The organism is Flavobacterium segetis, from assembly GCF_900129575.1.
Taxonomy (GTDB): domain Bacteria; phylum Bacteroidota; class Bacteroidia; order Flavobacteriales; family Flavobacteriaceae; genus Flavobacterium; species Flavobacterium segetis.
Window position 1 is genome coordinate 27,162 of record NZ_FQWE01000008.1, and the last position, 13,030, is coordinate 40,191.

Annotated in this window: 6 protein-coding genes; all 6 read right to left on the reverse strand. The window is 35.5% G+C overall.

Going from position 1 to position 13,030, the window contains the following annotated elements:
• Nucleotides 1-48 precede the first annotated feature (48 nt).
• On the reverse strand, nt 49-2,346 hold the full coding sequence (locus tag BUA99_RS11780) for an aminotransferase class III-fold pyridoxal phosphate-dependent enzyme (RefSeq protein WP_072992512.1): 2,298 nt from the start codon (nt 2,344-2,346) through the stop codon (nt 49-51).
• Between the two features lie 28 nt (nt 2,347-2,374).
• On the reverse strand, nt 2,375-4,510 hold the full coding sequence (locus BUA99_RS11785) for a beta-galactosidase (RefSeq protein ID WP_072992515.1): 2,136 nt from the start codon (nt 4,508-4,510) through the stop codon (nt 2,375-2,377).
• Between the two features lie 18 nt (nt 4,511-4,528).
• Nucleotides 4,529-6,532: an MGH1-like glycoside hydrolase domain-containing protein gene (locus tag BUA99_RS11790; RefSeq protein WP_072992517.1), complete on the reverse strand. Its 2,004-nt coding sequence runs from the start codon at nt 6,530-6,532 to the stop codon at nt 4,529-4,531.
• 207 nt (nt 6,533-6,739) lie between these two features.
• Nucleotides 6,740-8,242, reverse strand: a complete 1,503-nt coding sequence (locus BUA99_RS11795; RefSeq protein ID WP_072992519.1) for a RagB/SusD family nutrient uptake outer membrane protein — start codon at nt 8,240-8,242, stop codon at nt 6,740-6,742.
• 21 nt (nt 8,243-8,263) lie between these two features.
• Nucleotides 8,264-11,401, reverse strand: a complete 3,138-nt coding sequence (locus BUA99_RS11800; RefSeq protein ID WP_072992522.1) for a SusC/RagA family TonB-linked outer membrane protein — start codon at nt 11,399-11,401, stop codon at nt 8,264-8,266.
• A gap of 57 nt (nt 11,402-11,458) precedes the next feature.
• Nucleotides 11,459-13,015 carry an L-piperidine-6-carboxylate dehydrogenase gene (gene amaB, locus BUA99_RS11805; RefSeq protein ID WP_072992525.1) on the reverse strand — a complete coding sequence of 519 codons (1,557 nt, stop codon included), beginning with the start codon at nt 13,013-13,015 and terminating at the stop codon, nt 11,459-11,461.
• Nucleotides 13,016-13,030: the final 15 nt, after the last annotated feature.

Sequence of the window (13,030 nt, forward strand, 5' to 3'; positions counted from 1 at the left end):
AATAAAATTATTGCTTAATCTAGTATTTTATAAATGGAAGATTGATTTTTATAGCTCGCTTAAAGCAAGATCTAATAATTCAATCATCTCATCTGCATTTTGTTTATTGAAAGGCATTGGTGGTTTTATTTTTAATACATTATGCAAAGGACCATCTGTACTTAATAAAAATCCTTTTTCTTTCATTTTTTCGACAATTATATCAATTTCAGTAACAGCTGGTTCCATTGTAACTCTGTCTTTAACCATTTCTGCACCTATAAATAAACCGTGTCCACGAACATCGCTGATTATAGGATATTTGGCCATTAATTTTTTAAGACCGTCCATCAGGTGGTTTCCAACTTCTAATGCATGTTGTTGCATTTCTTCGTCTTGAAGAACATCTAATACTGCTAATCCTGCTGTCATAGATACGGGATTACCTCCAAAGGTGTTGAAGTATTCCATGCCGTTATTAAAAGCATTTGCAATTTCATTAGTAACAATCACTGCAGCCAGTGGATGGCCGTTACCAATAGGTTTTCCTAAAACAACAATATCGGGAACGACATCTTGCAATTCGAAGCCCCAAAAATGGTCGCCAATTCTTCCAAAACCAACCTGAACTTCATCGGCAATACAAATTCCTCCAGCAGCTCTAACGTGTGCATAAGCGGTTTTTAAATAATCTTTAGGAAGCGGGATTTGGCCTCCAACACCCAATAGCGTTTCGCAAATAAATACCGCAGGCGCTTTATCTTCTTTTTTTAAATCTTTGATAATGCGCTTTACATCAGTAGCATATTTTTCACCAGCGTTTTCATCTCCATATTTGTAAGGACCACGATATAAATCGGGGTTAATGGCTTTATGAATCCAAGGCATTTTTCCAAATCCGCCTTTACTATCAAATTTATACGGACTCATTTCCATAGCAACCGTTGAAGTACCATGATAAGCATGATCCAGTACAATGATGTCTTTCTGTTTTGTGAAATGGCGACTCATTCGAATTGCCAAATCATTAGCTTCGCTACCCGAATTTACAAAATAGCAAACACTTAAGGCAGCTGGTAAAGTAGCGGTAAGTTTTTCGGCATATTCGATAATGGTGTCATTAAGGTAGCGCGTATTGGTGTTTAAATTAGCAATTTGCTTTTGCATTCTTCGAACAACAACTGGGTGACAATGGCCCACATGTGATGGATTATTGACACAATCTACAAAAGTTCGCCCTTTATCATCATAAAGATATTGTAGCGCTCCTTTGGTGATCTTTAATTTTTCTTTGTATCCAATGCTTAAATTTCGACCAATGTTTTTCTCACGAGATTTTAATATATCTGCATAGTTTTCATCAGTGATTAATGCTGTAAAACCACAAGCTTTTCTAAAAGTATCTTGCGCTTTTAGTGGATTAATTCGAATAAGTTGGCTCAGCAATTCCCAAGCTGGTTTCTCAGTAAGAAAATGATGCTCGTTGTTACTGTCTAATGAAGCGTTGTAAGCAGACTGTGTCACACTAATACAAAGTCGCCCTGCAATTAGATAATACAACAAATCAACTTCTTGCTCCGTAAGGGCATACGATTTATGATAACCCTCAACAATCGATGCAGTAACAGCCAATGGATCTTTCTCTCCAAGCATTGCATAAGTACACGCAATCGCTAGATTGTTGATAAGCGCGGTGTACACCATATCTCCAAAATCAATTAAACCACTTATTTGATTTTCTTGAACCAGGATATTATAATCGTTTGCATCGTTATGTATGTAGGCATGACGCAAAGTATGGATTAGTGGAAGCACTTCGCTGTCAAATTGCAACAAGAAATAACCTGCGATTCGTCTTTTTTCGTGATCCAGAATGTATTTTAAATTATTATTTGCCTCGCTAGCACAACTTACATCCCAAGTATAACGGCGGTGCATAGCAAGATGAGAAAAGTCACGAAGTTCATAATCCATTTTTCCCAAAAAGGATCCTAGATTGTAAAACAACTCCTTTGATTTGTTTTCTTTTTCTACCCAAAAAGTACCTTCTAGAAAATTGAGGATTCTAACATAATATATTTTAGAATCGGCCTCAATTTTTGTCAAAGCCTCACCTTGCGTGTTGATGCAAAACTGCTGAAATTCATTAGCAAGAGTACTCTTGGATAAGTGCTGAATGATTTTAACCTGCGCATCTAAAAAGAGAAGAGGATGATCTTCATTGGAAATTTTTAGAATATACTTTTCATTTGTATCAGTAGTTAAAAGAAAATTTAACTCGTCATAACCATTTAATGATTTTACGGTTGTAGCTAGCCCGTAATGGTCTTTTGCTAATTGCTCAATAGTTTCTTCTGAAAAATTCATTCGTAAATTTTTAGTTTTATTTTTAATTTCATTTCCAAATTACAGCTTGTGCAGGTTGCAAAGGATTTTTTCCCACCAATATTTTACTTCCTTTTGGGATCTCAAGTTCGACAGCATCGTTAGAATAATTAACTCCTACATAGAAGCCATCTCTCCATTCAACAAAAACACCGCTTGGTAAATTCTCAATAGCCACATTTGCTCTTTCATATACGCTGCGTACAATTTGTCTCTCTAAGTTTCCATCAATACTTTCTACACCGATGTAAGTTACTGTTCCTTTTCCTAATTTTCTAGTAACTGCGGCAGCTTTTCCTTTATAAAATTGATCTTCATAAGTGGCTAAAACTTCAGTTCCTTTTCTAGGAGATAATACATCTGCCCAAGTATTCCATTGAAAGTTATTGTTAGCTGATTTTATATTTCCTTTCATATCTGTAACTAACACATCAAAAAAGTCAACATCAGCTCCAATTAAAGGCACAATTGGCGCACTCCAGTTGGCTTCAAAAAAATGTCCGTTTTTGTCTTTTTGTCCCGTTCTACAACTTAAAATCAAGTTCCCACCATTTTCAACATACTTAGTCCACTTGTCCACTAATTTTTGATCAATTAGTTGATATGCTGATGCGACAATAAATGGATAATCATCAAAATTGTCTTCCTCTGTAAGGAAATCAACTGGCGCTCCAGTAGATTTTATAGCTGAGGAATAGGTGTTTCTGTGTTTCCAAGTACTCCAATGTTTAGTTTGCTTGTGATTTTCTAAGTCCCAAAGATTTTCGTGACTCCATAAAAAACCTGTTTTTCTATTGGCAATTTTCTGCGGAAGCACTGCTTTAGGGTCATACTCTTTGCGCAATAGTTTCATATCTTGAATAGACTGTACAAACTCTTTTCCACCGGTAGAAAGTGTCACTCCGTCATTACCCACAATGCCTTCGTGATACATTTCGCTACTTCCTAGCGGATGTCTGTATCTGTAAGTACACGTAAAAGCACAACCACCTCCAAAGGCTTGTGAAAGCCACATGTGCACAGTTCCCGGTTGCAATTGCGGGTTGATACCTGCCCAGTTTACCTGTCCTGGTTGTAATTCCATAATCCCTGTAACGCCATTGATTGAACGGTAATAATCGTTTGCTTCATGAATTTTACTAGGATGTCCCATTCTAAAATTATCTCCGCCTAAATTATTTTGACCACTTACTGGGTACATTGTATAGGTGATAAAGTCCATTTTATTAGCTCTTCGTGGGTCTGAATCGTAAGTTACATTAGTGAAGTTAGTTGTTATCCACTGTTTTGGATCCGTATATTTTCGCAATGTTTCGGCTTGATCGTTTAAGAAACTAGCTTGAGCATCAGCAGTGAATCGTTTGAAATCTAAAATCGTATGTGGACTTAACTTATCTTCAAAATAAACTTCGGTGTTAGGTAATACGATTTGTTCAAAGTTAGAATAACGTGTACTCCAGAAACTACCAACCCATTCCGTATTCAATTTTTCAATAGTTCCGTATTTGGCTTTAAGCCAAATTTGAAATGCTGTTCTAGCAGAAGGACTAAAATCCTCTGTAGACAAAGGTTCGTTGTCAATTTGCCAACCTATAACGTTCTTGTTTTTACCGTATCTTTTTCCCAATTCAGTAACTATTTTCGCTGTGAATTCACGGTATTTTTCATTTGTTACTGAAATATTTGCTCTATTTCCGTGTTGTCTTCGGTTGCCTTTAGAATCAACTAAATATATTTCAGGGTATTTATCACCCATCCAAGCTGGTGGAGTAGGTGTAGGCGTACAAAGAATTACCTTTAAACCTTCTTTTTCGGCTATTGCCATAGCTTCATCTAGCCATTTAAAATCATATTTACCTTCCTCTGGCTCCATATATGTCCATGCGAATTCAGCGAAATGTGTGAATTCAAAACCTAACTTTTTTATGTTTTTTAAGTCGCGATCCCATTGTTCTCTTGGCCATTGCTCAGGGTAATAATACACCCCAATTTGCATTAAATCAGCTTTATCGAAAAATCGTTGTGGGTCTTTTTTTTCTGTTGTAGCTGCTTTTTTATTTTGAGCAACTATTTGCGTCGAATGGCAAGTAAATACTACTAAAGCTACTAATGTGAGCTTGGATAAAAGGGAATTAAAAGTTATCATTTCTTAATCGTTTATTTTTTAGTTGTTTAAAAGTAGTAGTAGAAAATGAGCGGCTGACCAGCTAAAATTTTGAGCTTCTAATCCTTTTCCACTTGTAGGATGGTAATTCTCTCTTATAGATTTTCCCTTTTCTAAAGCGCCTTCGGTGTTATGAATCAGTTTTTTTGTTAAAATATTGGCTTCTGTTTTGTAACCGTATTTTTCTAATCCATTGATACCGAAATATACTTGATCTAACCATATTGGTCCTCTCCAATATCCATTAGCAGGATTAAATTTCGGATTGTTTTTAGCCAATGTTGGTAAAGGCACAAAAGTATTAAAGGTATTTGGATTAAGTAAATTATCTTTTATGGCCTTTGCTTGTTTATTAGAAGCAACTTCAGCCCAAAGTGGCAAGAAACCCTCGCATCCCATATCTTTCACGAATGTTTTTCCATCCAAAGAAGTGTCATAAAACCATCCTGTACTTGCATCCCAAAACTGCGTTTGAATTTGCTTTTTTAGGGTTTTGCTTTCTGCTTTCCATTTTTTTTCATCTTTAGCGAGCTTTAAAACTTTAGCCATTTGAGCTAAATAGTTTTTTTCAGCATAGAGAAAAGAGTTTAAATCCACACTTTCTTGATCCAGCGAATAAGCGTTTTCTGAATTTTTGAGTACTTTACTGTTGTCAAATCGTACTGCATTGTCCATTCCGCTTTCCCATTTCCCAGCCACTAAAGTACCATCTGTGGATCCAAATTCACAAAGTCCATCTTGATCATGATCGCGATCTTTATACCACCAAGCATGATATTTCTTTAATTTTGGATACATTTCTTTAACGAAATCTACGTTTTTATTTTGTTTGTAAATTTCCCAAACTGCCCAAGAAGCTAGCGGTGATTTAGTATTTCGATAATTATTAGGTTCAATTGAGGTATCTCTATAAATGCAATCCGGAATAAAACCATTAGGCTCTTGAAAGTCGAACATAGCTCGTACTTGGTTTTCGGCTAAAGCTGGGTCCACTTCTGCAATTGCCGCAGCATGTTTCCAGCTGTCCCAAGCCCAGAAACCATGGAACCATTCGTAATGATAACTAGGAAAAATTCCTGCATGTTTTAAACCTTCAGCTGCAATTCTAGTGTTGTTTTGCAAGGTGAGCACTAATTTCGCTAGGAAAACAGAGTATTCGGAATCTTTGTAGGTCGGCTTTTTTTTAGTAATTAATTGTACTAATTGATTTTCTTTTTCTTGTTGTGTTTGTTCTAAAACTGATTCAAATTTTAATTTCGAAATGCTTTCTTTCTCTTTTTTCCAGTCGTATTGAGGGAAAATAAAAGTTTGAGAAACGATTATTTCTTTAGTTTCATTTGGTTGTAATACTAGTTGAGACGTCTCTGCTGTAAAGCCATTCTTCGTAACTTCTATTTTGCTGTTCTCATTAATAAACTGCACATAACCAATAGCGTTACTTTTTGATGAAACCACTTTTAAAGTCTTATCTACAACTGAAAGTTCCAAGTTATTTAGATAAACAGCTGATTTGAAAGTAGGTGTGAACGAAATGCTTTTTGAAGAAGTATTTGTTATACTAGTTTTTTGAATCGCAGTATGTCCAGATGAAAAAACTAGTTCTTGTTTGATGCTTACTTTTTCATTTGAAAACTCCTGTTCTAAATGGCTATTGTAACTGTTCTGACTTTTTAAAGCCGTTTTCCAATTGATCATTTCTTGTTGTTTGTCATCGATCAGATGTAAAGAAAGAAAGGAAGAACTTAACCACACTCCGTTTTGCTCAGTCATTAAAAAAGGACCTGAAAATCCGCCCTGAAGATCAGAAGGTTGTAATAATCCAAAGGCAAACCAAGCACCTTTGTCAGAAAAAGCTAATGATTTTCTATCCTTAGCATTTTCAGGATTTCCTTTGTAGTTTAAGTTGTTTTTACTTAATTCTAAGTTGCTAAATATACTTTGGGCAAAACTACTTTGGAATAGTATTAAGAACAGAAGTATATAAATTTTTTCTTTTTTGTACATGATTATTTTAAGTAGTTTACAGTTGAAAAGCACAAGTACTTTTTATTTAGAAAGATAATATCCTCTTAACTACACAATTTGAGCTAAAATACATTCTCTTATATTAATTCTATTTTGTAACGTAAAATATTTATTTTTTTAAATTAAAAAGAATAGTACAAGTTTTATTCGGACTATTCTTTTTATTTGAATCTATTTATTCACCTTTTAATTATTTTGTATTTCAGTTAAAGGAACTGGATAAAAGTTATTTTTTGTTGCGTCAAAGCCAGTACGACCTACTGCGTCAAGGGCTATTTTAGTTTTTCCCCAACGACGTAAATCATAAAAACGGAAGTTCTCTAAAGGAAACTCAATAATTCTTTCGTGTTCGATTTGCGCTTTCACAGCATTATAAGTTATTCCGATCATTCCAGGCATATCAGCACGAGCTCTTACAAGATTGATAAAAGGTATTGCTTCAACTGAACGTTGTAATTCGTTTAAAGCTTCTGCCTTCATCAAAAGGACATTTGAATATCTCATTAAAGGAACATTAAGTCCTAAAAATTCGGTGTCCATTTGATTTTGAGTAGGAGGTAAGTACTTACGGAAAACTGGCTTGTTAGCAGTTCCAAATTTGGCATCGTATGTTTCACCAAAAATTCTAGGATTTGAAGCGTCATTAAAATAAGGATCTTTAAAGAAAATGTTACCATAAAGACGACTATCATAATTTCCTGTAGTGGCTATTTTACCTTCTTTTTTGAACTCATTCATCAACATATCTGTTGGCAGAATTTCGTCCCAACCGCCTAATTCACTTGCAGCCATCCAGAAATGTAGCGCAGTACGGTAGAATGCACCGTTTGAAGTGTTTTCACTAAATTGAAGTTCAAAAATAGATTCTTTTGAGTTTTTGTTTGTTCCATTAAACAAACTCACATAGTCTTTTACTAGTTCATATCCTTGAACTTTATCAAGAGCTTTAACTGATTCAGTAAGATACGTTTGTTTGTTTGCAGTTTCCTCATACGCTCTAGTCAAATAAGCAAAACCAAGATAGCTATTAGCAGCTCCGCTTGTTGCACGACCCGCTTTATCAGCAGGTTGAGCTGCAGGAAGTACTTCAGCAACTGCTTTAAATTCGCTTACAATAAAATCCCATGTTTCTGCACGTTCAGCAAGAGGACTGCTTATTTCGTTCTGATTTGTAATATATTTAGTTCTTAATTTTACTTTTTCCCAATTAAGAATTAATTTCAAATGATAGTAAGCTCTTAAAAATCGTGCCTCTGCAATAATTTGGTTCTTATCAGCTTCACTAATAGCAGATGCAGGTATTTCTCCAACCTTCGTAATAACTTGATTAGCATTACTAATACCACGATAATTTAATTTCCAATAAGATGTTAATTGGCTATTACCATTTGTATACGTAAAATCGGCAAGTTCCACCCAGTTTTGATAATTTAAGGCATCACTACCTAGTTTGCAAATGTCTTCGCGATAAGCCTCTACAGGCCATTTTACTTCAGCAAAAGCATACTCTTCAACTGATCCTTCGAGATAAGCATAGGTTGACGATAATCCAGCCTCGGCATCCGCTTTATTTCTCCAAAAAGTGGAAGAGTTAAGTTGGTCTGGCGACTGTTGTTCTAGGAAATCGTTACTACATCCTGCTAGTATGCAGATGCATAATACGGTAATAAAATTATATATACTTTTCATAATTGTTTCTTTATAGATTTTTTAAAATACGTACTGCACACCTACAATAAATGATCTGGTAAATGGATATACAAAACGGTCAACACCAGTATCTAGTAAGTTGTTTCTAGAGAACTCTGGATCTGTTCCTGAGTATTTAGTAATGGTGAATACATTTTCAGCACTTACATAAAATCTAAGCTTGTCTATTTTTGCTGATTCTAATAATGAGGTAGGTAATGAATACCCTATTTGTAATTGTCTCATTCTTACAAAGTTTCCATTCTCAAGGAAACGATCTGATTCTCTGCTATTTCCGTTAGGATCACCAAGTACTGCACGTGGAATGTTGCTATTATTATCTGGAGTCCAAGAATTAAGAGTAGAAGCCAGCATATTAGTTCCTGAGCTCATAGATTCATAAAAATATCTGTTACCATTGTATAATTTGTTTCCAAACCCGCTTCCAATCAAAGTACTAAAGTCAAATCCTTTGTAGCTAGCCCCTAAAGTTAGGTTAGCTTCTACCTTTGGTAAACCTGTACCTGCATATTCTTTATCATTTTCGTCAATAAGACCATCATTGTTTAAATCTTTAAATCTAACATCACCTGGTTTAGCATTAGGTTGTATTAAATTTCCGCTGCTAGCGTAGCTATTCACTTCGTCTGTAGTTTGAAAAATACCATTGGCACGGTAAAGATAAAAAGAGCTTATTGGCGTTCCTACTCTTGCTTGAGTTGGAAAGTGCTCCGTATCAAATTTAAGCCCTTGTCCGTTAATAGCTTGGTCTGCATTAGCAAGACTTTCGACCTTGTTTTTAAGTGAACTAATATTAAAACCGACGTTATATTTAAAGTCATTACTTTGTTCGCTATAATTAATTTCAAATTCAAGCCCGCGGTTACTTACTTTTCCAACATTTAGGATTGGGTTGTCTATTCCTGCCGAAGGTGCTAGTTTCTTTGTAATTAACAAATCAGCTGTGACATTGCGATAGTAGTTTATCGAACCGCTAATTTTACCATTTCTAAGGGCATAATCAAGACCTATATTTTTTGAATCAGTAGTTTCCCATTTTAGGTTGCGGTTTTCTAATGCAGTTGCAATACTGCCTGGCCATGGATTACTACCTGTTCCTTGTACGTAACCAGAATTTAAGTAATTCCCTGAGTAAATCAAAGAGCTAGACGTGTAATATCCTAAAGCAGCTTCGTTACCTAAACGTCCCCAACTGGCACGTAGCTTAGCTGTAGAAACAATGAAATCTTCTGGATAAAAATCTTCTTTATCAATTTTCCAACCTAAAGCCACAGATGGAAATGCTCCCCAACGACTGTCTTTGCCAAATTTTGATGATCCGTCATAACGTATAGTCGCTTGTGCTAAGTAACGATCTTTGTAAGAGTAGTTAATACGACTAAAGTAGGAAAGTCTATTATACTGATATTTTGAACCGTCAGCAGAATAAGTTCCTCCTTTTCCCGCTCCAATAGTTTCAAAACCTGGATCTAAAAATCCTGCAGCACGTTCCGTTGAAACAAGTTGACCGTCTACTACAGATTGGTCAGTCGTTCTTCCTTCAACTGTAATGTCATTCCAGTTAGAAGAGGAAGGATTAATAGTATTACCTAACAAGAAGTCGATAGAATGTTCGCCAAATTTTTTATCCATCATTAAGGTGTTTTCAAAAATTTGTTCACTCCAGTACGTTCTAACTTCTCTATGAACTGTATATTTTTCTAGTGCTTGTATGTTTGCGATAAATGGTGGGTTATGTGCCGTACGCTGTGAATTTAATTCGTGGTGAGAATAGGCAGTTTTAAATTTCAACCAAGGTGCTATCTTAGCAGTGATCGAAATGTTAGCTGTAAAATCTTGACCTTTTAAATCCCCACTTCTAAAACGCTCATCGGCTGCAGGGTTTGTGTTAAAAGGTAGTCCATTTTTGTTCGTTAATCCATATCCGTAAGTTTCATTTGAATCCAAAGCAGGAACTAATGGAGCTATTGCATAAACCTCTTTTAATTGAAAGTTAGGTTGCTCACTTTTAGTCGTTAGGTAAGAAAGTTTAGTGTCTATATCAAAAATTGATTTTTTAAAACTTACTCTTGCACTTGCATTTTTTTGTCCAAAGTTATTATCGATGATAATTCCTTTTTCTTTGGCATAGTTACCATATAAGGCAAATTTTATAACTCCTTCTCGACCTTGAATACCTAAACCATAGTTTTGAGCTAATCCAGAACGAAAAACTTGGTCTTGCCAGTTCGTGTTGGCTGTTATCGGAGCGCTTATGTATGCTGGCAATGAAACAGGTGTATTCGCATACTTATTGTATTCGTCATACATTCGTTTATGAACGGTTCTATAGCCCTCAGCATCTAATAATTCTATTCTTTTTACTGATGATGTACTGTTTACAAAAGAAGTGAAATCAACTTTTATACCCTGTTTAAGGCCAGCTTTAGTAGTAACGATAATTACTCCGTTTGCAGCAACTGAACCATAGATAGCCGCAGCAGCTCCATCTTTAAGCACTTCAATAGACTCGATATTTGTAGGATTTACGGAACTTAAAGATCCTTGAAATCCATCAATAATGCATAATGGTTCTGTGTTTCCAAAAGTATTAATTCCTCTAATTTTTATTTTTACAGCAGCACCTGCAGCACCGCTACTTTTTTGAACATTTACACCAGCTACCAATCCTTGAATCGCTTCTGAAACATTATTTGTAGCTCTAGTTTCAATGCTTTCCTTCTTTATTGAAGATATTGCTCCAGTAACATTCCCTTTTTTAATGGAACCGTATCCTATAACTACTACTTCGTTAAGTTTATTGTTTTCTTCCTCAAGTGTGATATTTAAGTCTGTTTTGTTATTTACAGCTATAGTAAGATCTAAAAATCCAATGTAGGTAAAATTTAAACTTGGATTTTTTAGATCAGAGGGGATTCTTAATGTAAATTTTCCATTTTCGTCACTCGTTGTTCCAATACTCGTTGTCGCTATTATAATATTTACTCCGGGAAGTGTATTTCCTTTATTGTCTGTTACTTTTCCTGAAATACTTTTTTGCATTTGATTTTCTTGCGCAAAAGTAAAGTTGGATTGACACAGGAACATCATTAAGAGCATGAAGTTTATTCCCCTAAATAATAAAATTCGTTTTTTCATGTGTAATAAATTTGGTTAATTAAAGTTTTATATTTATCTCGTTTTAAGTTACTTGCTTTATTGCAAATCAAATTTAATTCCTTGTGCCAATGGTAGACTTGTGGTATAATTAATAGTATTAGTTTGACGCCTCATATATATTTTCCAAGCATCAGATCCTGATTCTCTTCCTCCACCAGTGTCTTTCTCGCCACCAAAAGCACCTCCAATTTCAGCTCCGGATGTTCCTATGTTAACATTGGCAATTCCACAATCTGAACCTACAACTGATAAAAATCTTTCAGCTTCACGTAAATTATTAGTCATAATAGCTGATGATAATCCTTGCCCAACTCCGTTTTGATATTCAAGTGCGTTATCAACATCTCCACTGTATTTTATTAAATATAAAACAGGAGCAAAAGTCTCGTGTTGCACAATCTCAAATGAATTTTGAGCTAAAGCAATTGCTGGCTTCACGTAACATCCACTTTCATAACCTTCTCCAGAAAGAACTCCGCCTTCAACTAATATAGTTCCGCCTTGTGCAACTACCTTATCTAAGGCCGCAGCATACATTATGACTGCCTCTTTATCGATTAGCGGACCTACGTGATTATTTTCGTCTAATGGATTTCCGATTTTGAGTTGTTTGTATGCCGAGACAATGGCGTCTTTTACTTTTTCGAATATACTTTCATGAATAATCAAGCGACGTGTTGATGTGCAACGTTGTCCTGCAGTTCCTACAGCTCCAAAAACAGCTCCGATAATAGTCATATTGATGTCAGCATCAGGAGTTACGATTATGGCATTATTTCCACCTAGTTCTAAAAGAGATTTCCCTAAACGTGCAGCAACAGCTTGCGCCACTATTTTTCCCATTCTAGTTGAACCTGTAGCTGATATTAATGGAATTCGGGCATCTGAGGTCATCAGTTCTCCCAATTTGTAGTCACCATTAATCAAGCACGAAATTCCTTCTGGTAAATTATTTTCTTCAATAACTTCGGCTATAATATTTTGACATGCTATTCCGCAAAGAGGCGTCTTTTCTGAAGGTTTCCACACACAAACATCTCCACAAATCCAAGCTAGAGCGGTGTTCCAAGCCCAAACAGCAACTGGAAAGTTAAATGCCGATATGATACCAACAACGCCCATTGGATGATATTGCTCGTACATACGGTGGCCAGGTCGCTCAGAATGCATGGTTAGACCGTGTAATTGACGGGATAAGCCTACGGCGAAATCACATATATCGATCATCTCTTGTACTTCTCCGTATCCTTCTTGTAGTGATTTTCCCATTTCATACGAAACTAATTTCCCTAAAGCTTCTTTATTTTGGCGTAATTTTTCTCCAAATTGGCGAACAATTTCACCGCGTTGTGGAGCTGGCATTAATCGAAATGTTTTAAAAGCTGCTGTGGCTACTTGTATTGTTTTTTCGTAATCTTCAGCAGTCGACATTTTTACCGAACCAATCAATTTTCCATCAACTGGAGAATAGCTTTCCAAGATTTCTCCTGATGAAAAATTATGCAATCCTGTTGAGGTTCCTTCATTAATTTTATTGATACCCAATTTTTGCAATGCTTCAGCTATTCCGAATTCTGATATTTTTGTTGTCATATTTTGTAAATTATA

Coding starts and splice junctions, on each gene's coding strand:
- BUA99_RS11790 (WP_072992517.1), bottom strand. CDS start 6,532: ATGTACAAAAAAGAAAAAATTTATATACTTCTGTTCTTAATACTATTC.
- amaB (WP_072992525.1), bottom strand. CDS start 13,015: ATGACAACAAAAATATCAGAATTCGGAATAGCTGAAGCATTGCAAAAA.
- BUA99_RS11800 (WP_072992522.1), bottom strand. CDS start 11,401: ATGAAAAAACGAATTTTATTATTTAGGGGAATAAACTTCATGCTCTTA.
- BUA99_RS11785 (WP_072992515.1), bottom strand. CDS start 4,510: ATGATAACTTTTAATTCCCTTTTATCCAAGCTCACATTAGTAGCTTTA.
- BUA99_RS11795 (WP_072992519.1), bottom strand. CDS start 8,242: ATGAAAAGTATATATAATTTTATTACCGTATTATGCATCTGCATACTA.
- BUA99_RS11780 (WP_072992512.1), bottom strand. CDS start 2,346: ATGAATTTTTCAGAAGAAACTATTGAGCAATTAGCAAAAGACCATTAC.